Source organism: Agromyces sp. Marseille-P2726 (genome assembly GCF_902809835.1).
GTDB lineage: Bacteria > Actinomycetota > Actinomycetes > Actinomycetales > Microbacteriaceae > Agromyces.
Genome location: NZ_CADDWM010000011.1, coordinates 269934 through 291506 on the forward strand (window position 1 = coordinate 269934; position 21573 = coordinate 291506).

Genomic DNA, 21573 nt, shown 5'->3' on the forward strand with positions numbered 1-21573 from the left:
CCCTCCGATGTCGAGCTCTGCGCCGTTCGCCCGCGCCGCGGCCTATCGAGGCCCCGAGAACATGAGCCTCGAGGAGTTCCCGATCCCCGAGATCGGTGACGACGAGCTGCTGCTCGAGGTCATCATGTGCGGGGTGGATGGCTCGGAGCTGGCCATGTACCGGGGCGCCTTCGACTATGTCAACGAGCGAGTCCCCGTCATCTTCGGGGATGAGATCATCGGCCGGGTTGCGCAGATCGGCCCGGTCGCGGCCGAGCGACGCGGACTGGCTGTCGGCGATCGAGTGATCGTCGAAGCCCGCTGGCCATGCAACGAGGGTTGCCACGCCTGCGATCGCGGTCAGTACTACCTGTGCGAGCGACGCGGCCTGAAGAACGGCTACGGCACGCTCTCGGCGAAGGAGCCCCCTCATCTCTGGGGCGGCTACTCCACCCACACCTTCGTCCCCCCTGAGGCGCTCGTCTACTCGGTGCCCGACGACCTCTCCGACCGCACCGCACTGATCGCCGGCTCGCCGTTCGCCAACGGCATCCGGTGGGCGGATGCCACGGACGTGCCGGTCGGCGGGCACATCGCCGTGATCGGGCCCGGCCCCCAAGGCCTCAGCTGCGCGCTCGCGGCCATCGCCACGGGCCGACGCGCGACGCTGATCGGGCTCGAAGCCGACGCCGAACGATTGAAGCTCGCCGCGGAGTTCGGTGCGACCACATTCGTGACGAGCCGCGACAACTCCCCCGAGGCGATCGTGCAGGCGGCCGCCGACATCGTGGCGCAGCACGGAGATGTCGACGGCGTCATCGAGGTCTCCGGCTCACCGGCCGGCAAAGCCCTGGCCATGAACCTGGTGCGTGTGCTCGGAACGGTTGTGAGCTCGGCATCCCCGAATCCGTCGACGCAACCATTCGATTGGCGACTGCTGATGTGGAAGGAGATCACCCTGAAAGGCCGTCTCTCGCATCCGCATACCGTCGAGACGGCGTTCGAGCGCGCGCGGGAGTTGCGCGACCGGGGCATCGATCTCGGCGACTGGATCACGCACGTCTTCCCGCTGGACGAGGTCGCGGACGCGATCCGCACCGCTGCCTATCAGACCGAGGAACGGCCGATCAAGGTGGCGCTCGACCCGCGAGCGTGAGCTCACGCACGCAGCACCGACAGGAGTGAGACCGTGGCATTCGATGTTGCAGGGCGAGTGATCTTCATCACCGGTGCCGCGAGCGGGATCGGAGCCGGTATCGCTGAGATCTTCGCCGGCGAGGGCGCGACCGTCGTCGCAGCGGATCTCTCCGCCGATCGCCTCGCCGACGAGGTGACCCGGATCAACGGACTCGGCCTACGCGGAACGGTCCATGCGGCGAAGCTCGACGTGACCGATGCGGCGGAAGTGGATCGGATCCTCGAAGCCGTGGCCGCCGAGCATGGTGGCATCGATGCCGTCGTCAACTCCGCCGGCATCTTCATCGACATCGATCCACATGAGATCGACACCGATGCCGTGCGAAGGGTGATGGAGGTGAACTTCTTCGGCACGCTCAATGTGTGCAGGTCGGCCACCAGACATCTCGTCGCCCGCAGGGGCAGCCTCGTCAACCTGGCCACAGGGGGCCTGGATCGGCCGCTGCCGCCGCAACTCGCGTATGTCGCCTCGAAGGCCGCTGTCGTCGAGTTGACGCGAACCATGGCCTTGGCGCTCGGCCGCGACGGAGTCCGCGTGAACGCCGTCGCGCCCGGCTACATCGACACGCCGATGATCCGCCGAAACCACACGCTGCCCGACGGAACGCTCTCCGCTGAGTGGGAACAGCAGCTCGAAGCCTATCGCTCGTACTCGCCGCTTCACGTCGTCGGGGAACCGAGCGACGTCGCGTGGTGCGTCGTCTACCTCGTCTCCGACGAAGCGAAGTTCGTGACCGGGCAGACGTTCCGGCCGAACGGCGGCTTCGTCGTCCCACGCTGACGCGATGGCCGCGGTGCGAGACGGATTCGTCGGTTCACACGAGGGGCAGATCCATTTCCTGACCGCGGGTCACGGCGATCCGCTCGTGCTGCTGCCCCATGGCGGTCGCTCAGCGCAGATGTACGGAGGATTGATCCCGATTCTCGCTCAGCATCGGCGTGTGATCGCGCTCGATCCTCCAGGCACGGGCGAGTCATACCTTCCCGATGGTCGCCGAAGCATTCCCGAGCTCGCCGAGACGCTTCATGCGGCTGCGCGGAAAGTGGCTAAATCCCGCTACACGCTGTACGGCATGAACGGGGGAAACAAGCTCGGCGCCGCCATGGCGGCCGCGCACCCCGAGGCGATCGACGGATTCATCTTCGCCGGCCTCACCCACAGCATCGTGTTGTCGAACAGTGCTCGAGAGGTGACACTCGGCCGGCACCCCGCCGTGCGTTTGCTGCTCGACGCGGATAACCGGGACGACGCGTGGCGGCGGGACTTCTGCCGAGCGGTCATCGACTACGACCTGGAGACGGCACTGCGCTCCCTGACGGTTCCGCTCGCCGTGCTCGAGTTCGCCACCGAGGAGGAGGACGAGCGGATCGGCCGGCAGGGGGAAGCGCTCGCCGCCGAGTTGGGGGCGGCCGCGGCATCCGTGATCGAATTGTCGGCCGGTGACCCGGTGTCACTGGAGGATCGTCCCGACGAGCTCGCCTACGCCATCCGAATGCTGTCGGATGCCATGTCGCACACCTGAGCGCGCCGTTGATCTTCCGTACCACGCGAAACCCCTCGGAAGCTCGTTCGAGCGTCCGAGGGGTTCTGCGCGCTGTGCGGCTACTTGGCTGCGGATATACCGGGTAGCCAGAGAGCCAGGTCGGGCCAGGCGATGAGCACCACGAGCATCACGATGCAGGCCGCGATGAACGGCATCACACCCTTGAACACGTCGGTGATCTTCAGCTTGAGGCCCATGCCCTTGGTACTGGATTGGGATATCGCGAGGACGACGAAGTTCATGATCCCGAGTGGCGGTGCCACCAGGTCGATCTCTGCAAGCACGATCAGGAACACGCCGAACCAGATCAGGTCGACATCGAGCGCGACGAGCGGCCCGATGAACACCGGGATGGTCAGCAGCATCATGGCGAGGGTGTCGAGGAAGAACCCGAGGATCAGGTAGACCGGGATGAGCAGCAGCAGGAAGCTGAGCTGGTTCAGGCCCAGGTCGATGACCATGTCGGCGACCCACTGCGCCAGCCCGCTGAGCGCCATGACCCGGGTGAGCAGGAGAACGCCCACGAGGAGCAGCATGACCGCGGCGACCGCGGACACCGTCTCCATGAGAGTGCTGGAGAAGTACGTTCCGACGACCTTGCGGGTCGGGACCGTGGTCTCGCCCTTCTTGATGCTCTTCCGCGAACGCGCGATGATCAGCGCCAGACCGAGGATGATCGTGACGAGCGCGCCGTAGGCTCCGGCCTCGGTCGCGGTGAAGACGCCGAAGTAGATGCCACCGAGCACGACGACGATGATGACCAGCATCGGCACCAGGTGGATCAGTGACGCGAACCGCTCCTTCCAGGGGTAGCTCCTGCCGCGCGGCGCGGAGCTCGGGCTGATCGCCGCCCAGACGATGATCACAATCGCGAACAGCACGGCGAGGGCGAGGCCCGGGATGATGCCGGCGAGCAGCTGCGGGCCGACCGGCGTCTCTGCGACACCGGCGTAGATCACGAGCAGCACGCTCGGCGGGATGACCTGGCCGAGGGTGCCGGCCATGCCGGTCGCGCCCATCGCGAGGGAGGGCTTGTAACCCGAGCGGATCATCTCGGGAATCGAGACCCGACCGATCGCGTACGCGATGCCGATGGTGCTGCCACTGGTGGCGGCCATGCCGGCACCCGCGAAGTTGGTCGCGATCGCCAGGCCACCAGGGAGCCGGCTCAGCCACTTCCGCGCAGCGTCATACGCGCCGCTCATCAGCCCGCTCTTGCCCATGGCGACACCCATGAGCACGAACATCGGGATCACGCTGAGCGACCACGACGCGAACGAGGTGAAGACGATCTCCTTCAAGGATCCGACCACCGCGTTCGGGCCGACGAGTACGTACAATCCGAAGATCGCGGCCGCGGACATCGCGATGCCGATCGGGATCTTGAACAACATCAGAGCCATCATCAGCAGGATGACGAGGAACCCGACCATGAGCTTGCTCGACGGGGCGACGAGCAGGTACACGGTCAGCAGCACGGTGGCGATCGCGGTGACGATCAGGCCGATCGTGAACCGCTTCGCGGTCAGAGCCTCCTTGAGCTCGACGGGACCCTTGCCCTGAGCCGGCTGCGGCGGCGCCTCGCGCAGAATCGTGCTCATCGAGTTTCCACCTTCCCAGTCGTGTGCTCGGGTCGCGCATCGGCGGGCTCGAGCTCCAGCTCTTCGAACACGGTCTCTTCGGACTCGATGGCGGCGATCGCCTCGTCTTCATCGGTCGGCTTGAACTCCGGCACGGTGATGGCCCGCAGCAGTTGCGCGAACGCCTGCAGCAACAGCCCCACCATGCCGACCACGATGACGAACCGGAACGGCCAGATCTCCAGCCACGGAGTTCCGACCGCCTTCTCGCCGAAGTTCATCGCCTCGACGGCCTTCTCAGCGCCGAAGAGAATGAACATCGCCGTCGTGCCCAGGGTGAACACCATGCCGACGATCTCGATGATCCTTTGGGTGCGCGGACCTGTCGGCGCCGTCAGCAGGTTCACCCGGATGTGCTCCCCGCGGAGCAGTGCATAGCCGAGCCCGAGCGACACCAGCGTCGGCATCCACGCGAACTGCGTGAGGTCGAGCGTGCCCGGCAGCGGGCGGTTGTAGAAGAATCGGCCGACGACGTCGAGCACGACGTTCAGCATCAGGCCCACGGTCGCGATTCCGCCGAGCACCGCCAAGAGGACGTTGAAGCGGTCGATCCACTTCAACCAGGGGACGCGATCGATAGCGTCGTCGACAGTCGTCATCGAGCCACTCCTCTCACTGGGGCGTCCACGGCCCCGAACGGGTACGGGTCACGGAAATCCGTCATGGTTCAACCTCTTCGTTGATGGCTCGCGACATCTGACTCGGCTTGCGCCTGAGCGACGATAACACAGAAACATTTGCTGTGCTATCAATCCTTGTTAGTTTAACCGCCGCCTTTTCGCCGAGAAGCGACGTCGTCCGACGCTCCACTCCCCGTGCATCCGCATGGAGCGCCTGAGGGGTCATGAACTCACGTTTCGAGAACGGCGGATTCCTGCATTTCTCGGGCGGCGTCGCCCTGCGCGCCTTCCCGCCGAAGGCGAGCGGCGAGGATGCCGATCACGATCGCGCCCGCGGCACTCGCCAGCGCGGCGAACGGCGGAATCCACAGGGGCCCGAGGCCTTCGAGCACGCCGGCGCTCACGGCAGCACCGATGGCGCCTCCCGCCTGTACGAGGGCCGCGAACAGCGCGAAGGCTGTCGCGGGATTCGCGGGATGGAGGCGTCCCATCTCCACCTGCGCGGCCGGGAACGTCGCGTTCTGCGCCAGACTCCAGACGACGAGGAGGATCGCCACCATCACGACACTCGGTGTGATCGAGAAGAGCGGTGTGGTCAAACTGATCGCAACCAAACCCCAGGTCGCGACCGCGAATCCGCTGAAGCGATCGATCAGTCGCCCTCCGAAGAACGCGGCAACCACACCGGCCAGTCCGTACACGACGAGCAGGATCGGAACCTCGAGTTCGGTGACGTCGGCTGACGCCGCCACGATGGGCGCGAAGAACGTGGTGATCGAGTACTGACACCACGCGAACAACAGCGCGACGAGCCCGAGCACCAGCACGGCCGGACGGCGGAACGGTGCGAACTGCTCAGTCAGGGTCGCCTTGGCCGGCTTGGGCGTGGCCGGGATGAAGAACAGGCCGATCAGGCCGACGACACCGAGCGATGCCAGGAACAGGAAGGCGCCCGTGTATCCGAGCCAGACTCCGAGCAGCGAGCCCAGCGGCACGCCAGTGGAGACCGACAGGAGAATGCCAGCCGAGAGCAGCCCCAACGCGCGCCCCTGGCTGCCGGGCGGCGAGATCGCGATGGCGATCGCCGCCGCCTGCGGCGGGATGGCCGCCGCGGCCACAGCGACGATCATCCGCGACACCATGAACGTGGTGACGTCGGGCGCGAGTCCGGAAAGCACGGTGCCGCCGATGAACAGCAGCAGTCCACCGGCCATGATGGTTCGGCGACCGAACCTCGAAAGGAAGATGGGAAGGAGCGGGCCGACCACCGCGTACGTGAGGGCGAACACCGTCAGTCCGAGGCCGGCGACGGCTTCGCTCGTATCCAGTCCCTCGGCGATCGCTGGAACGATTCCCGCCATGATGAGCGCGTTCGTTCCCACCGCGTAGACGGCGAACAGCACGAAGATGATCCGCCAGTTCATGCGGCAACCTCCCCGGTCACGGCCTCACCGGGACGTCGGACCTTCTGAACGATCAGGATCCCGCCGCAGGTGACCGCGGACAGCAGAGCGGCGAACCCGGCTGTGAAGGCGATCCAGTTCGCGCCCGACCCGGTCAACAAGATGGCACCCACGGCGGCTCCCGCCGCGGCACCGAGCTGCACCGCCGACATGTTCGCTCCGACCAGGGTGGCGGGATTCGTCGGATGCATCCGGCCCAGGAGGACGTTGGTCGATGGCCCGACGAGAGATCCGGTCAGGCCGAACGCAGCGACGGCGACGAAGGCTCCGACCGTGCCGATCGGCGCTCCCAGAAGCGGGGTGGCGATGCTCATGACCAGCACGCAGATCAAGATCACGGCCAGGCTCCCGAAGCGGTCGATCAGCCGCCCACCGACCGCCATGGAGAGCACGTTGCAGATCCCGAACAGGGCGAGGGCCGAGGCGACCATCGTCGCGTCGGCCTCGGCTGCGAGCTCGAGGATCGGGAACATGTAGGTGAGCACGATGAAGAACGACACGGAGTACAGGAGCGTGAACAGCATGACCGCGAGCACCGGGACCGTGGCGAGCGGCCGGAACTGCAGTCGGAGCGTCGAGCGCGCGGCACGCACCGACAGACGCATGAAGACCAGCCCGAGAAGCGTGACGGCCGCAATCGTCGCGGTCAGCAGGAAGGCGACGCGGTAGCCGAACGCCTCGCCGAGGAGGGTTCCGACCGGCACTCCAAGCGCCATCGACACGGCGAACCCCATGCTCACCCAGGCGGCCGCCGCCCCCTTCCGGTCGGGCGGGGAGATCTCGATCGCAGCCGCGATGGCCTGCGCCGTGTAGGCCGCAGTTCCCAACGCGACGATCGCCCTCGCCGCATAGAAACTCCAGATGTCCCACGCGAACGCGGACAGCACGACGCCGATCAGGAAGATGATCATGGCGCCGATCGCGATGGTGCGCCGGCTGAACCTCGCGAAGGCGATCGGGATGAAGGGTGCCGTGAGCGCGTATGTGAACGCGAGCACGGAGACGCTGACGCCCACGGCCGCTTCCGTCGTGCCGAGCGCCCGTGCGATCTCGGGCAGGAGGCCTGCGACGACGAGTGAGTTCATCCCCGAGGCGACCATGCCGAGCGCGAGGAAGAAGATCCTGAGGTTCACCGCCGATGCCGGAATGTCTCTCGCAGGTCGGCGACCCATGCGTCGGGAACCTCCCATGGGATGAAGTGGCCGGCGCGCTCGTGAGCACGGAGGTTCACCACGTTGAACCAGCTCGCTCGCGGCATCCCCTGGAAGTGCGCAACTCGCTGTTCGGTCGCGACACCCGGGGGGTTCTCGAAGCCGACGAACGTGATGCCGGTCGGCACCCCGATCTGGGGCGTGCGGTCGTGTGACGGGGTCCAGGGATACCGGTTGGTGTTGGCGTAGGTCCGCATCGACGTGCCGATCGCGTCGTTGACCCAGTAGATCATCGCGTGCGTGAGGATGTCGTCTCTGGAGAACACGTTCTCGATCTCGCCGTCGCAGTCGCTCCACCTGCTCCACTTCTCGACGAGATAGGCGAGCAACGCGACCGGCGAATCCGAGAATCCGAACGAGAGCGTGCTGGAGCTGAACATGTGCGAGGCCACGTGCGCCGCGAACTTCCTCGCGACCGCCCAGGCTCCCTGCCGGATCTCCTCGGGCGCGTCGGGGGGCGGGCTCGCCCCACCGGTGACATCCCATGCTCGATCGCCCTGGAACGCGTTGAGCGGAATCGGCAGCCCAAGGTGGAGCGCGATGACCTCGTCCTCGTACTTGTGCGCGAGCTGCGCCGAGACGAGCGAACCGAAGTCGCTCGCCCCGACGGCGTACCGCTCGTGGCCCAGCACGTCGCGCATCAGCGTGTGCCAGAGGTCTGCCGTCTGCACGAAACTCATGTCGGGGTGGTTCGGGAGCGGGGTCGAAAACCCGAAACCGGGGAAGCACGGTGCGATCACGTCGAACGCCGGCTCATCCTCGGGCGCGTCCGCGAGCGGGTCCATCACCTTCGCCCAGTGCCAGAAGGTCCACGGCCAGCCGTGCGTGAGGATCAGCGGCACCGCGTCGGGCCGCGACGACCCACGACGCATGAAGTGGATCGGCACGCCGTCGATCTCGACCCGGTAGTGCTCGAACCGGTTGATCTCCGTCTCGGCATGACGCCAGTCGTACTCGTCACGCCAGTACTCCACCAGCGGCTCGAGCCGCGTGCGGCTGACGCCGTAGTACTCGTCGTCATTGCCCGCATCGACCGGCCACCGGACATTGGCCAGGCGCCGGCGGAGGTCATCGAGGATGGCGTCGTCGACATGGATCGGCGTCTGCGGGAGCGCCGCGATCCCCGCCAATGCATCCGACCTCCGCTCGGCGTGCAGCGTCACCAGTCGACCGCCAGATTCCGGACCCCGTAGATGAATCCGTCGTTCTGCATGTTCACCGCATCCGGCGCATCCGCCACCCGCATCGTCGGGATGCGGGTCAGCAGTTGCTCGAACGCGAGGTAGAGCTCGGCCCGCGCGAGGTTCTGCCCGAGGCACATGTGCACACCCGCGCCGAAGCTGATGTGCCCACGGTCGTTGCGCTCGATGTCGAGCTGGTACGGGTTCTCCCAGTGGCGTGGGTCGTAGTTCGGAGCACTGATGTTCACGATCACGCCCTCGCCGGCCGCGATCCGCTGGCCGCCGATGACCAGGTCCTCCTTCGCGACGCGCGAGAGGGTGCCGTCGACGAGGGAGTGCATCCGGATCATGTCCTCGACCATCCCCGGGATCAGCGACAGGTCGGTTGCCACCCGTTCTCGGATCTCCGGCAGGTGGAAGAGCTGCAGCATGCCCATCGAGATGGTGTTCGCCGTCGTCTCGTGGCCGGCGACGATCGTCATGAACACCTGTCCCAGGATCTGCCGGTGCTCGATCTCACCCTTCTTCGACTCCTCGATCAACGTTCCGATCAGGCCATCGCGCGGGTTGTCGTACTGCGCGGTGATCTCGGCATCCAACAGCCCGTACATCTCCTGAGCCGCGGCGACCAGCTGGTCAGCGGGCGTCGACGCCGCCGTCGTCAGATTCGACAGTCGCTGGATGTCACCGCTGATCGCGTAGTCCACTCCGAGGAGCGCGCAGATCACCTTCGTCGGGATCACGAGGCTGACTTCCTGGTGAAGATCGACTGGGCCGCCCTTCTTCAGGATCGCGTCGATCGTCTCCGTGACGATCCGCTCCAGCTCCGGCTGCAGCTCGTTCACCCGCTTGGCGGTGAACTGACGCGCCATCATGCGCCGATACTTCGCATGAATGGGCGCATCCATGTGCCGCAGCATCGTGTCGTTCGCGCGGGACGTGGTTCCCTTGCGAACCTTCGGAAAGTGCGGGTGCTGCGCATCCACCGAAATGCCGGGGTGCTCCAGCGTTTCACGCACCTCGTCGTACCGCAGCACGACCCAGGCGCGCTGTTCGCTGTGGAGCTCCGCCTCCACGACTGCGGCCTGCTCCCGCCAGCGCTCGTACGCCGCGGGGGGTCGGAACGGATCATCCCGCAGCTGCGGGAACCAGGGGGCTTCCGTGTGCGTGCCGTCGATGATCGCTGCATCTGTCGTCATCCGTGATCCACTCCTCATTCACCGCTCTGTGATGGGTTCCCGCCAACGCCGTTGTCGGCTTGAATGATTGAAATCATAGCGGCTTATGGCGACCTCGCCATCTTCCCGACGGCGTACCTGCTGCGCGAACGCAGTGCGCGATCCGTGGCGGCCACGACACGAGCGGATGCCCCGAGTCGGCGTTCCGGCCGCCGTCTCAGTCCTCACCGAAGACCTGCGGCGCCCTCCTCGCGCCTGGGCGGAGCGATACTACGACCTCCGTCGTGGCGGGTGTACGACCGCGGTGGACATTTCACGCCGTTCGAACGACCGGACGCATTCGTCGCCGATGTACGCGACTTCTTCCGCACCCTGAGGTGATGGCCCGCGTCAGCTCTGGACGGTGACGGATGCCGCGGCCTGGCGCGCCGGTATGCCGATGTGTTCGAGCATCCAGGCGTCGTCGGCATTCGGGTGCCCACCCGCGCGCCCGGGCGTGCGCGAGTATCGGATCGGGAGTCCGAGCTGGGTGATCCGACCGTACTCGGACGAGTCGAACTCGACGATCAATCCCCGCCTATCCAGGCCTCCGCCCGGTGAGGTCAGCGTGTCGATCCCGACCACGCGGTGAGCCGACCCCCCAGCGGCGATCACCGAGTCGATCGCTTCGGCGGCGCGAAGAGCCAGGAAGGCCGCTTCGATCCCCTCCTGATCGTGACCGCCGAGCTGTGTCGTCAGACGGTTCCACGCGGCATCCGTCAAGCCCATCGCGATCCAGCCGTCGGCCGTCCGGATCATCCGATGCGAGTCCGACCAGCCCGGAAGCGTCGGCGTGGAGCGGTGCCGCCATCCGGCCCACGCGTCGCCGAGGAAGGGCAGCTGCGCGGCGTATGAGGCGTCGACCAAGGCGGTGACCACGTGCGCCCCGCCGCCCGTTCGCGCGCGCCCGTGCAGGGCCGCCACCGCCCCGAGCGCGGCGAGCACGCCCCCGAGGTGATCCGTGAAGGGCATGCGCGGCAGGTCGATGTTCGGCGCGACCCCGCTCGGGATCGGCGGCCGGATCGTCTCGGCGGTGATGCCCGTCACCGTGTTGACGATCTCCGCGTAGCCGCGAAGTCCCGACCACTCGCTGTGCTCGTCGAAGCTCGTCACCCACGTGTGCACGAGGTCGGGATGTGTTTCGCCGAGCGTCGCAGGGTCGAGCTCGAGTCGCTCGAGCGCCTGCGAGGTGAAGTTGGTGATGAGCACGTCCGTCCAGGAGAGCAGGGCATCGATGCGTTCACGTCCGTCGGGCTGGCGAAGATCGACCTCGGCGACGTACTTGCCGCGATTCACGACCTCGTGGAAGAACGGTTCACGGTGGCCGGCCTCGACCTGCGCCGGGTCCACGTCGGCCCGCACCACGTCGGCGCCGAGATCGGCGAGGAGGCGCGAGGCTGTCGGGCCGGCGAGCACGCGGGTCATGTCGAGGATGCGGCATCCGGCAAGCGGGCCCGATCGAGCACTGTGCCGATCCTGCAACGCAAGACGCGAGCCGGGCGCGGTCTCGCGGACGCGGATGGGAGGACCTGGCACCCACGTCTCCCCCGCCGGCGTCGTCGCCCTGCGGATCGAGCGCGTGTCCGCAGGATCATGACCATCGAGCCATTCGCCACTCGTTCGCAAGCGCCCGATCGGTACGCCGGCCGCCATCCCGATCTGCTCCCAGTGTGCGGCGGGCCTGGTTGCGAGCGTGGCCGTGAGCTCGGCACGAAGTCGTTCGCGTGCCTCTGGGGACGCCATCAGCATCTCGTATCCGGCCTCGCGCTCGATGCGCGACGGTGACCAGCCGAGCGCGGCGAGGAACCACCGCAGGTGCCGATGCCAGACGGTGATGAGGCTCACGTACGTGTCGTCGGCGCAGCGGTAGAAGCCGGAACCGAGGTATGTCCAGTTCAGGGCCGGGCGCTCGTACCGCGCACCGCGCGAACCGATCGCCTCGAGGAACGCGTCGTGAAGCGGCACCTCGATGTGCTGACCGAGGCCCGATCGCTCCCGCTCGACCAGTGCGCCGGCAACCCCGAGTGCCCCGAGGGCGCCCGCGAAGACTGATGCGAGGGGAAGGGGCGTGAATCCGTCGCCCGGCGGCCACCACTCACCGCCGAGCATCGCGGTCGAGCCGGCCGCATACGCCCCGGCCGCCGCCATGATCACGACCTCCCAACCGGGAAGCGTCGCACGCGGGTCATCCGTCGCGAACCCGGGAAGCGACAGGACGATAAGGCGCGGGTCGTCGCCGATCATCCCGTCGGTGTCGAGACCCCAGCCGCTCAGGACCCCGGGCCGGAAGTTCTCGATCACGACGTCGGCCTCGCTCGCGAGATCGCGAACGCCTTCGAGATCGCTCGGATGCCGGAGGTCGAGCTCGTGGACGCGGCCGGCCCCACGTGTCAGGACCATCTCCATCCCGCTCCGCGGAGGCGGCGACCCCGGACGCACCACCCGGGTGACGTCAGCGCCGAGATCGCCCAGCAGCGTCGCCGCGTACGGCCCGGCGATCCAGTGCCCCAGGCCGAGGACGCGGATGCCCGTCAACGGACCCTGCTTCGCGCTCATCGTGCCCCGTCCTGATTGACTTCACGCGACCGTCCTCGGTCGGCGTATTTGGGTAATGTTAGCGAGGATGCCGCGAAGAGATCGAAGGAGATGCGGGATATGGACGTGAACCCCCTGCTGCTCGGAGCCGCATCGATCGAGCACGATCGACCCGTTCGCGTGCCGTCGGCCGCAATGGAGCGCTGGGCAGCGGACACGGTGCAGGCGGCTCGCGTACCGGCCGGTGTGCGTGTCGGTCTCGCGGGCGACGCCCAGGCCGTCGAGGTCGACGTGCGGACCGGCGATGTGCTGCCACTGGCGACCCCGGCCGAGCGCGGTGAATTCACGCTCTACGTCGGCGGCGAGCGCCGCGGTTCCGTTCCGGTGGCCGGTGGAACGAAGACGACCGTTCGCGTCGAGCTGCCCGATCGAGATGCAGATGCCTCCGTCGAGATCCACCTTCCCGAGCGATTCGAGCCCCGCGTCTTCGGCATCCGCGCGCTGGGCGGCGAGGCCCGGCCGCTGGAGCGCTCGACGAGATGGGTCGCCTACGGGGATTCGATCACGCAGGGCTGGACCACCACCGATCCCGGCGGCGCGTGGACCGCGGTCGCAGCGCGAGCGACGGGCTTCGACCTGCTCAACCTGGGATTCGCGGGCGCCGCGCGCGGGGAATTGCCGGTCGCAGCTCACTTGGCCGCCACCGCTGCCGACGTGATCAGCCTGGCCTGGGGCACCAACTGCTGGGCGCAGATCGAGATGGATGCCGCGTACATCCGAGAGCTGATGCGCCTGTTCCTCGGCATGGTGCGGCAGGGGCATCCCGAGACGCCGATTTTGGTCCTCAGCCCGGTGATCCGGCCGGCCGCGGAGCAGACCCGCAACGGCTCGGGCGCGACCCTGTCGGACCTGCGCGACGCGCTCGAGGAGGCGGTGCACACGTTCCGTGACCAGCACGCCGATCCGCAGCTCCACCTCCTGGCCGGGGCCGAGCTGATCACCACCGAGCAGCTCGATGCCGACGGAATCCACCCGAACGACGCCGGCCACGCCGCGATCGGCGCGGCTGCCGCTGAGGCGCTCGCACGCATCGTGGCCTGACCTCTCGTGTCCGGCGAGTCGGCCGGACCGCGACTACCCGGGCAACCCGACGCCGGTGAGCTCTTCGGTCACCGTCCAGAGGCGCTCCGCGAGTTCGCGGTCGAGGATCCACGGCCGTGCCCCCGGCGTCGCCGTGGTCGACGCCGCGACAGGTTCAGCGATGTCGACATCTTCGCAGTACACGCCGCCCATCCCATCGAGCTGACGGTTCGCGGCACACCAGACGGTCGTCGCTGCGCCCTGCTCTGCCGTGCGCCGCGGGCCGTAGGCGGCGCGGGCCTGACCGCGTTCAGTCTCGTCCATGTGGCGGTTGAGCCCGGTGGTGATCACCCCGGGATGAACCGAGAACGAGCGAACGCCGAGCGCCTCGCCGCGCGCGTCGAGCTCGAGCGCGAACAACGCGTTCGCGGTCTTGGATTGGGCATAGGCCACGGTCATGTCGTACGGGCGCCGCTCGAAGTGCAGGTCGTCGAAGTCCACGTTCGCGAAGCGATGACCTCGCGACGAGAGGGTCACCACCCTCGCCCGGCCCGTCTCGGTCAGGGCCGGCCACAGGCGCGCCGTGAGCTGGTAGTGGCCGAGGTGGTTGACGGCGAACGTACGGTCGTAGCCGCGGCGGTCGCGCCGCTCGGGATGCCCCATCACGCCGGCATTGTTGATGAGCATGTGCAACGGCCGGCCGGAGGCGAGGAAGGACTCCGCGAACCGGTCGATGGAGTCGGGCTCGACGAGGTCGAGCTGCTGCACCTCAGTGCGCGGGATGCCCGCCAGCGCCTCAGCAGCCCGTCCGGGGTCGCGCGCCGGTACCACGACCCGGGCTCCGGCGTCAGCGAGCACGCGAGTCACGACGAGCCCGAGGCCCGAGTGTCCTCCCGTGACGATGCCGACGAATCCGGTCAGGTCCCGTCCGCCGAGGGCCTCGAGGGCCGTGGTCTCCGGGCCGAAGCCCGACGGCAGCGGTCGTTGCGGCGTCACCATCGTCGGAATTCCTCCTGCCGCCGGGGCGGCGCTACTGAGTCGAGGCGGCCGTCAGGCTTGCGGCGAGCTCATCTTTGAGCACCTTGCCGCTGGCATTGACCGGGAACGCGTCCACGAACACATACCGGCGCGGCCGCTTGTAGTTCGCGAGCCGCGCACCGGCGAGTTCTGCCAGCGCGGATTCCTCGACGCCCGCGCCCGCCTTCGGGATGATGAACGCGGCACCGACCTCACCCAGCCGTTCGTCGGGAACACCGACGACCGCGACCGCGGCGACGTCGGTGTGCGACGCGAGGACCGCTTCGACCTCGGACGGATAGACGTTGAAACCCCCGACGATGAACATGTCCTTCAGCCTGCCGGTCACACGCAGGTTGCCGGCTGCGTCGAACGTGCCGAGATCGCCCGTGTGCAGCCACCCGCGTTCATCGGTCAACGGCACGTCGTCGTCGAGATAGCTCACACGCGTGTTGTACCCCCGCACGCAGATCTCACCGATCTCGTCGGCCTCGGCCTGCGAACCGTCGGGTCGCAGGATGGCCACGTCCACGCCGGGGACGGCTCGGCCCGCGGTCTCGGCGATGGTCTCGACCGAGTCGCCGAATCGGGTCAGTGTGGCGACACCCGTCGCCTCGGTGAGCCCGTACGGCGAGAACACTCGCTCGATGCCGAGCACGTCGTGCATCGCCCTGATCAGCGATGGCGGAATGGAGGTGGCACCGGTGACGGCGATCCGGAGTGAACTCGTGTCGGTGGTCTCGAGCGCAGGGTCCTGCAGGATCGTCTGGAAGACGGTGGGTGGTGCCGGATAGAAGGTGAGTCGCTCGCTCTCGATGAGCCGCAGGGCCTCGACGGATGAGAAGACCGCCAGCGGATAGGCAGCTGTGCCTCGCACGAGCGCCAGCAGGAGTCCCACCAGGAGCCCGAACGCGTGGAAGAACGGATTGCTGAGCAGGACGCGGTCGCCGGGTTCGACGCCCAGGATGCCGCCCCATTGCCAGTACGCACGCAGAAGCTGCCCATGTCCCAGTCGGATGCCCTTCGGGCGACCGGTCGTTCCCGACGTGAAGAGCACCATCCCGGTGTCCTCGCAAGAGAGCGCCGCCACGCGTTCATCGACCTCATCCCGATCTTCCGTCGTCGCAAGTGCGATCAATGCCTCGATGCCGTCGGGGCCGTCGCCGTCGAAGGTGACGATCGGGGCGCTCTCTGCGAGGATCTCGGGTCGCTCGAGCCGGTGCTCGGCCAGCTCTGCCGCGTACTGGCGGCCGAGGAACGACTCGACGGTGAAGACGGCCTTGACCGAGGCTCTCGCGCAGATGGCGCCCGCTTCGTGGATCGTGAAGCGGGTGTTCAGCGGCACCAGTGCGGCGCCCGCCAACTCGATACCCAGCACCGTGGCGGCGAAATCGGCGCAGTTCGGTGCCCAGATGCCGACCCGATCACCCTTCTCCACTCCGATGGCGACAAGCGAGGCGGCGATCGCCTCGGCGCGATCGACGTACTCGCGGAACGTCCAGCGCACGTCGCCGTCGACCATGGCAGGCAGGTCGGCGAAGGTCTCGCCCGCCCACCGTACCGCGGCGGCGATGGTCTCGATTCCCGGCGCCGGGAATTCCGGAATCTGCTCGATGTGGCTCATGCCGCGAAGCCCGACAGCCGAGGCGCCTTCCCCGCGGCGACGATCGACCGGCCGACTGCTCCGGCCAACTGCGGCCCGCCGCCCAGGAACGCCGACAGGAACAGCGCGCGACGAACGAGTCGAGCCAGTGGGAACTCCTCGGTGAAGCCCATGCCTCCGCAGACCTGGAGGCCGTTGCGCACGGCCGTGTCCAGCGCCGTGGCGGCGAGCGACTTTGCGGTCAGGACGGTGACCGAATCGGCCTCACCCTCCCAGCTCAGCGCCGTCACCGCCGCAGCGCCGCCGAGCGCCACCTCGATATCGGTGAGACGGTGCTGGACCGCCTGATAGGTGCCGATCGCCCGCCCGAACTGCTTGCGGCTGGTGACATGCTCCACGGCGACATCGAGGATGGCCCGGGCGAGCCCGATGGATTCGTGCGCGACCGCCCTGCGAGCCGCCTTGGCCAGCAGTGCGGCGTACTCGACCCCCAGGTCGTGGACCACCCGAGCCGACTGCGCGCGCACCCGCCGGAGCCGCAACGACGGGTCGACACCCGAGATGGGCTCGAGCGACACTCCCGACGCATCGAGCACCGCGAGGGTCGTCGAGCCGTCCTCCCGGCTGAGCGGTGCCAGGAACGTGGCCGGTTCCTCGACTCGCGCGAGCACGATGCCGTCGATCTGGGACGCGTCACCGGAGCCGATCGAGCCGACCGCGTGGCGCCCCGGCGGGTAGTACACGACGGCGGGCGGCACATCGAGTGACAGCTCCGCGCCCGCCGCCGTGAGTTCGACGAGGACGGCGGCGTCCAAGGCTTCCGAGCCGGATGCCGCATACCCGAGACCTTCGAACAGCGCACCGACGGCAAGCCCCGGGCTCTCCTCGACGAGGTCGAACCAGCCCATGTCCTCGAGATCTGCCCACACCAGCCCGTCGGGCTTGGATGCGATGAGTTCGCGCGTTGCCTCGCGGACCTCATCCTCGAGTTCGTCAGCCACGGCGGTCCTCCCTCGGAAGGCCGAGCACGTGCTCGGCGATGATGTTCTTCTGGACCTCAACGGCCCCCCCGTAGACGGACGCGGCCCGCGAGTAGTACCACTCGCCGCGGATGCGCTTGGAGTCGGCGTCGTCACCGAAGAGGAAGTCGTTCACCCGCAGCGCGCGGATCGCGTCGTTCACTGCGTGCTCCGCCGTGCTCAGCAGCGTCTTGTCGATCGAGACCTCGGGGCCGAGCCGCTCTCCGGCGGCCAGCCGCGCGACCGTCTGGCGACTGCGGACTCGCAGCGCGGCCAGCGCGACGTACGCGGCGCCGATGGTGTCACCGGCCGTCGGGTGGCCTCCTGCCGTAGCGACGAGATCATCGAGGGCCGCGTGCATGATCGCCTGTCGTTGCCAGGCCCACATGCCGCGCTCGTACTGGAGGAGGTGCATCGCGACCTTCCAGCCGCCGTCCACCTCACCGATGACATGGTCGGCCGGCACGACGACACCGTCGAAGAAGACCTCCGAGAACTCCGCCTCCCCCGTCGTCGTCTGCAGCGGACGCACGGTCACCCCCGGGGACTCGAGGTCCACCCAGAACAGGGTCAACGTGCGATGGCGACCCCCCGGGTCGCCGGTGCGCGCGAGCACGCCGCACCACCGTGAACGGTGCCCGAGTGAGGTCCAGACCTTCTGTCCGTCGATGATCCACCCGTCGGCCGTCTGCTTGGCCGTGGTCCTGAGACTGGCAAGGTCGCTGCCCGCTTCGGGCTCCGAGAATCCCTGACACCAGAGCTCGCGCCCCTCCAGCACAGCCGGAAGCATGCGGCGAGCGAGTTCCGGGGCGAACGCGGTGAGTGCAGAACCGAGTACCTCGAGCGCACCGACCTGCTCGGGCATCCCGAAACCGGCCTCGGTCAGCGCGTCGTAGAGCGCGGCACGATCGGTGGCGTCGCCTCCGAAGCCGCCGAACTCTTCAGCCCAGCCCCACCCGGCGAGCCCCTCTGCGTTGAGCCGCCCGAGGAGGGCGAAGCTCTTGTCGACGCGGGTCTCGAGCTCGTCGTCGGGGCGGGGGTTGATGTCGGCCAGTTCCGCGGCATGCTCGGTGAGCCACGCCAAGAAGTCGGGTCGGGTTTTCACGTCGAGGCCTTCCGTCATGGTCATCTCAGTGTGCCGTCCATCCGCCGTCGACGGTCAGCGTCTGGCCGGTGACGTACCGACTCGCATCGCTGGCCAGGTACAGGAGAGCGCCATCGAAATCCTCGGGCTTGCCGTGGCGCGGAAGCAGCGTATTGCGAAGGATCCACTGCTGGATGTTCTCCAGGTTGATGACGTCTTGAGTGATCTCGCTCTCGAAGAACCCCGGTGCGATGGCGTTGACACGGATTCCGTACCGGCTCCATTGCGCGGCCCACTCGCGCGTGATCGACTCGAGTCCGCCCTTCGACGCCGAGTACACCGCCTGCGGGAAACGACCGATGCCGACGCTCGCCACCATGGACGTGACGTTGACGATGCTGCCCGTTCCCCGTTCGCGCATTCCCGGCTGGAACGCCTGCACCAGGCGGATGGGCGAGACCAGGTTGACGTTCAGTGTCGTGGCGATCTGCTCGGGTGTCTCATCCTCCGCCTTCACGCCCCCCGCGATGTACGCGGCGTTGTTCACGATGATGTCGGGCGTGCCGAACTCGGCGCGGACCCGATCCACGATGGCGTCGACCTCGTCCGGGCGAGACAGATCGGCCTGTACGGCGACGCTCCCGGGGTGATTTCCGACGAATGCATCGAGCACCTCTGCCCGGCGCGCCACGACGGCCAGCCGCGCGCCGGCGCCCACCAGCACATCGGCGAATCGGCGCCCGAGCCCGGCCGATGCGCCGGTCAGGATCGCGGTCTTTCCTTCGAGGGAGAAGATCTCAAGGGGCGAGGTCATGTCGTCCTTTCACTGGACCCGTTCAGTCACTGGACCTGTGCACCGGGCCGGCTACACGCGCACGGCGTCACGCCGGGCGGCGCCGGCCGCGATAGGGAAGAGGCTCGTCCAGCCGTTCCTCGAAATGAGCTCGGCGAGGATCAGCTCACTGCGAGTCTCACCCTCGGGCAGGCGACGATAGCCCTGGCTGTGCCGCGAGTACTGCGAGATGTTCGTCTCGTCGGCGAACCCCATGGCGCCGTGCAACTGGTGCCCGGCGCGGAGCACCGTGTCGGCAGCTTGGAGCGCGGAGACCCGCAGCGCTACCGCGTCGACCAGGGCCGTCGATCGACCGTGGTGCGCGATCGACCACAGCGTGTACTTCGCCAGCTCCGAAAGTCCCTGTACCGCCACGACGACGTCGGAGAGACGGAACTGCGTGCCTTGGAAGGTGATGATGCGGCGCCCGAACTGCTGACGTTCGTTCGTGTACAGCACGGTGTCGGCCAGCGCGCGCTCGAGCACTCCGAGCAACCACCACGACTGAAGCGTGATGACGAGTTCGACGTTCTCCTGTGGAAGGTCCTCGTCGATCTCGGTGTCGATCTCGGCGACGAACTTCGCGAGCTTCTCCCCGATCAGCGGGCCCCGTCGCGTGAGTCGAGCCGCGTCTCCGCGGAGGGTGGCCGCCGCCCAGTTCAGATCGAGGTCGGCGTGGACCGCGACACGGCGTCCGGTGGTGGGGACCAGGAGGATCGCGTCCTTGCCGTCGGGCCGCGCCAGACGTTCGGCGATCGGATACATCAGCAACCGTCCACCCGCGGCTCGGCATGCCTCGGCGGCGGCTTCGAGCTGCACCTGATCCTCTCGCGGCGCAATCTCCCAGATGCCGAGTGGTCCGAGCAGGCCCTCGACGACGTCACCTCGAGCAGCGGGGTCCCGCTCGAACTCGCGAGCGAGGTCGACACCTCCGGCCGCGTCGATCGCTTCGCCGACGGCCTGACCGAGCTCGGTCGCCTCTTCTGAAACCGTGTTGTTCACTTCGCCACCATTCTCCGGCCCAGCGCGATTCGATTCATCTCGACGGTGCCAGACGACACCGTTGCGGCCTGCGCATACCTCCAGTGGTCCTCGACGGCGCGCATGAAGGTCTCAGCATGGTCGCCCGTTCCCAGGCCCCACCCTCCGACGATGTCCATCAGCACCTCGGCCACTTCCTGATCGAGGAGGGTCCCCGCGATCCGGTAGGCGGAGGCATCGGCGGGGTCGAGCTTGCCCTGTTCCTGAGCAGCAACGACGGAGTATGCCATGAGCTTCGTTCGTCGCGAGGCCATCAGCGCCGTCGCCCAGCGCTGCACGAGCGAGTCGGGCAATTCCTGCCAGAGTTCACCCATGGCGGCCGGGGCATCCGCGAGGAGGCGCTCGCAACGCGCGTAGCGCGCGATGCCGATGCGCTCGAGCGCGAGCACCTCGTTGATGATCTTCCAACCCTCGTTCACGTCGCCGAGCAGGTTGTCGTCCTTCACGAAGGCGCCTTCGAAGTAGACCTCGTTGATGTGGTGCGGCCCGATCATCGCCGGGATGGGCCTGACCTCGATACCCGGCTGGTCCATCTCGATGAGGAAGACCGAGATGCCGTCCTTGCGGCTCTCCTGTGTTCCGGTACGCGCGAGGAGGAAGCACCACGAAGCCATGCCCGCGTACGACGTCCACACCTTCTGGCCGTCGATGCGCCATCCACCGTCGACCTTCGTCGCGCGCGTGCGCAGAGCGGGAAGATCGGAACCCGCCTCGGGCTCGCTGAAGCCCTGGCACCAGTCGACCTCACCCCGAGCGATCGGCGGCAGGAACCGCTCCTGCTGATCGCGGGTTCCATAGCGCATGATGACCGGACCGATCCAGTTCAGACCCATGTACTGGGGACCGCGGGGTTCATGGAACGCCCACATCTCCTCGCGCAGCGCCGTCTGCTCCCACGGGCCGGCTGCACTGCCACCCCACTCGGTCGGCCAGGTCAGCGCGAAGAGGCGGTTCTCGCCGAGCAGTCGGCAGAACTCCTTAGCGATCTCGTGATCGTTGGGATCATCGGTGAACGCACCGAGGTAGTCCTTCGGAATGGATTCGGCGATGAGCCCGCGAAGCTGCTTGCGCAGCTGCACGGTCTTCTCATCCTCTGCGAAGTCGAGCATCTCTGCCTTCCCGTCGGCACTCGGCCGGCGTCACGTTTCTTGCGACAGATCGAGATCCGTCAGCGGCGACGGATCCTGCGATCGCCACTCGAAGTCTATCCTATCAATAATTACCACATCAGGAAATCTTGGACGGGAAGTATCCCGCCGCGACGGTCTGGATCTATTCATGCAATGCTTGATCGTATTCGCCGCGGGCCG

At 67.5% G+C, this 21573-nt stretch carries 18 protein-coding genes; 4 read left to right on the forward strand and 14 right to left on the reverse strand.

From position 1 onward, the window contains the following. The first annotated feature begins 7 nt into the window (after positions 1 to 7). From HUS56_RS05675 to HUS56_RS05685, 3 genes are read left to right on the forward strand one after another with little or no spacing between them, the layout of a single operon-like run. A complete protein-coding gene (locus tag HUS56_RS05675; protein WP_173922406.1) occupies positions 8 to 1135 on the forward strand; it encodes a zinc-binding dehydrogenase in 1128 nt (375 codons plus the stop codon). A 33-nt stretch (positions 1136 to 1168) separates the two neighbouring features. Beyond that, positions 1169 to 1957 (forward strand): SDR family NAD(P)-dependent oxidoreductase, encoded by a 789-nt coding sequence (locus tag HUS56_RS05680; protein WP_173922407.1) that lies wholly within the window; start codon positions 1169 to 1171, stop codon positions 1955 to 1957. Positions 1958 to 1961: 4 nt separating this feature from the next. Next, positions 1962 to 2699 (forward strand): alpha/beta fold hydrolase, encoded by a 738-nt coding sequence (locus tag HUS56_RS05685; protein ID WP_173922408.1) that lies wholly within the window; start codon positions 1962 to 1964, stop codon positions 2697 to 2699. Positions 2700 to 2779: 80 nt separating this feature from the next. Here the strand turns inward: HUS56_RS05685 and HUS56_RS05690 are convergent, their stop codons facing one another. The 7 genes from HUS56_RS05690 to HUS56_RS05720 form a co-directional block, all read right to left on the reverse strand. After that, entirely contained in the window at positions 2780 to 4321 is a 1542-nt protein-coding gene (locus HUS56_RS05690) for a TRAP transporter large permease (protein ID WP_173922409.1), read from the reverse strand. Further along, positions 4318 to 4959 (reverse strand): TRAP transporter small permease subunit, encoded by a 642-nt coding sequence (locus HUS56_RS05695; RefSeq protein WP_173922410.1) that lies wholly within the window; start codon positions 4957 to 4959, stop codon positions 4318 to 4320. The genes HUS56_RS05690 and HUS56_RS05695 overlap by 4 nt, the downstream gene beginning before the upstream one ends. A 251-nt stretch (positions 4960 to 5210) precedes the next feature. Continuing rightward, complete coding sequence (locus tag HUS56_RS05700; RefSeq protein WP_173922411.1) at positions 5211 to 6404, reverse strand: MFS transporter; 1194 nt, start codon at positions 6402 to 6404, stop codon at positions 5211 to 5213. Then, the gene (locus HUS56_RS05705; RefSeq protein WP_173922412.1) at positions 6401 to 7576 is read right to left on the reverse strand and encodes an MFS transporter; all 1176 of its coding nucleotides are present in this window, start codon (positions 7574 to 7576) and stop codon (positions 6401 to 6403) included. The genes HUS56_RS05700 and HUS56_RS05705 overlap by 4 nt, the downstream gene beginning before the upstream one ends. After that, positions 7573 to 8817 carry an epoxide hydrolase family protein gene (locus HUS56_RS05710; protein WP_217423943.1) on the reverse strand — a complete coding sequence of 415 codons (1245 nt, stop codon included), beginning with the start codon at positions 8815 to 8817 and terminating at the stop codon, positions 7573 to 7575. Before HUS56_RS05710 ends, HUS56_RS05705 begins: the two co-directional genes overlap by 4 nt. Next, a complete protein-coding gene (locus tag HUS56_RS05715; RefSeq protein WP_173922413.1) occupies positions 8814 to 10034 on the reverse strand; it encodes a cytochrome P450 in 1221 nt (406 codons plus the stop codon). The genes HUS56_RS05710 and HUS56_RS05715 overlap by 4 nt, the downstream gene beginning before the upstream one ends. Positions 10035 to 10403: 369 nt before the next feature. After that, positions 10404 to 12608, reverse strand: coding sequence for a CoA transferase (locus tag HUS56_RS05720; RefSeq protein ID WP_173922414.1), 2205 nt, complete (start codon positions 12606 to 12608; stop codon positions 10404 to 10406). Between the two features lie 99 nt (positions 12609 to 12707). Between HUS56_RS05720 and HUS56_RS05725 the strand changes: the two genes are divergently transcribed. Then, positions 12708 to 13688 (forward strand): SGNH/GDSL hydrolase family protein, encoded by a 981-nt coding sequence (locus HUS56_RS05725; RefSeq protein WP_173922415.1) that lies wholly within the window; start codon positions 12708 to 12710, stop codon positions 13686 to 13688. A gap of 33 nt (positions 13689 to 13721) precedes the next feature. Here HUS56_RS05725 and HUS56_RS05730 read toward each other — a convergent pair whose 3' ends face one another. The 7 genes from HUS56_RS05730 to HUS56_RS05760 are packed head-to-tail and all read right to left on the reverse strand — an operon-like array spanning position 13722 to position 21372. Then, positions 13722 to 14666 (reverse strand): SDR family NAD(P)-dependent oxidoreductase, encoded by a 945-nt coding sequence (locus HUS56_RS05730; protein ID WP_173922416.1) that lies wholly within the window; start codon positions 14664 to 14666, stop codon positions 13722 to 13724. Positions 14667 to 14697: 31 nt separating this feature from the next. Beyond that, complete coding sequence (locus HUS56_RS05735; RefSeq protein ID WP_173922417.1) at positions 14698 to 16308, reverse strand: AMP-binding protein; 1611 nt, start codon at positions 16306 to 16308, stop codon at positions 14698 to 14700. Beyond that, the gene (locus tag HUS56_RS05740) at positions 16305 to 17288 is read right to left on the reverse strand and encodes an acyl-CoA dehydrogenase family protein (RefSeq protein ID WP_173922418.1); all 984 of its coding nucleotides are present in this window, start codon (positions 17286 to 17288) and stop codon (positions 16305 to 16307) included. Before HUS56_RS05740 ends, HUS56_RS05735 begins: the two co-directional genes overlap by 4 nt. Further along, positions 17281 to 18435 (reverse strand): acyl-CoA dehydrogenase family protein, encoded by a 1155-nt coding sequence (locus HUS56_RS05745; RefSeq protein ID WP_173922419.1) that lies wholly within the window; start codon positions 18433 to 18435, stop codon positions 17281 to 17283. Before HUS56_RS05745 ends, HUS56_RS05740 begins: the two co-directional genes overlap by 8 nt. Before the next feature lies 1 nt (position 18436). Then, the gene (locus HUS56_RS05750) at positions 18437 to 19204 is read right to left on the reverse strand and encodes an SDR family NAD(P)-dependent oxidoreductase (protein ID WP_173922420.1); all 768 of its coding nucleotides are present in this window, start codon (positions 19202 to 19204) and stop codon (positions 18437 to 18439) included. Positions 19205 to 19255: 51 nt separating this feature from the next. After that, a complete protein-coding gene (locus HUS56_RS05755) occupies positions 19256 to 20224 on the reverse strand; it encodes an acyl-CoA dehydrogenase family protein (RefSeq protein ID WP_173922421.1) in 969 nt (322 codons plus the stop codon). Continuing rightward, a complete protein-coding gene (locus HUS56_RS05760) occupies positions 20221 to 21372 on the reverse strand; it encodes an acyl-CoA dehydrogenase family protein (protein WP_173922422.1) in 1152 nt (383 codons plus the stop codon). The genes HUS56_RS05755 and HUS56_RS05760 overlap by 4 nt, the downstream gene beginning before the upstream one ends. Positions 21373 to 21573 lie beyond the last annotated feature (201 nt).

Coding starts and splice junctions, on each gene's coding strand:
- HUS56_RS05675 (WP_173922406.1), top strand. CDS start 8: ATGTCGAGCTCTGCGCCGTTCGCCCGCGCCGCGGCCTATCGAGGCCCC.
- HUS56_RS05685 (WP_173922408.1), top strand. CDS start 1,962: ATGGCCGCGGTGCGAGACGGATTCGTCGGTTCACACGAGGGGCAGATC.
- HUS56_RS05690 (WP_173922409.1), bottom strand. CDS start 4,321: ATGAGCACGATTCTGCGCGAGGCGCCGCCGCAGCCGGCTCAGGGCAAG.
- HUS56_RS05695 (WP_173922410.1), bottom strand. CDS start 4,959: ATGACGACTGTCGACGACGCTATCGATCGCGTCCCCTGGTTGAAGTGG.
- HUS56_RS05700 (WP_173922411.1), bottom strand. CDS start 6,404: ATGAACTGGCGGATCATCTTCGTGCTGTTCGCCGTCTACGCGGTGGGA.
- HUS56_RS05715 (WP_173922413.1), bottom strand. CDS start 10,034: ATGACGACAGATGCAGCGATCATCGACGGCACGCACACGGAAGCCCCC.
- HUS56_RS05720 (WP_173922414.1), bottom strand. CDS start 12,608: ATGAGCGCGAAGCAGGGTCCGTTGACGGGCATCCGCGTCCTCGGCCTG.
- HUS56_RS05725 (WP_173922415.1), top strand. CDS start 12,708: ATGGACGTGAACCCCCTGCTGCTCGGAGCCGCATCGATCGAGCACGAT.
- HUS56_RS05730 (WP_173922416.1), bottom strand. CDS start 14,666: ATGGTGACGCCGCAACGACCGCTGCCGTCGGGCTTCGGCCCGGAGACC.
- HUS56_RS05735 (WP_173922417.1), bottom strand. CDS start 16,308: ATGAGCCACATCGAGCAGATTCCGGAATTCCCGGCGCCGGGAATCGAG.
- HUS56_RS05745 (WP_173922419.1), bottom strand. CDS start 18,435: ATGACCATGACGGAAGGCCTCGACGTGAAAACCCGACCCGACTTCTTG.
- HUS56_RS05750 (WP_173922420.1), bottom strand. CDS start 19,204: ATGACCTCGCCCCTTGAGATCTTCTCCCTCGAAGGAAAGACCGCGATC.
- HUS56_RS05760 (WP_173922422.1), bottom strand. CDS start 21,372: ATGCTCGACTTCGCAGAGGATGAGAAGACCGTGCAGCTGCGCAAGCAG.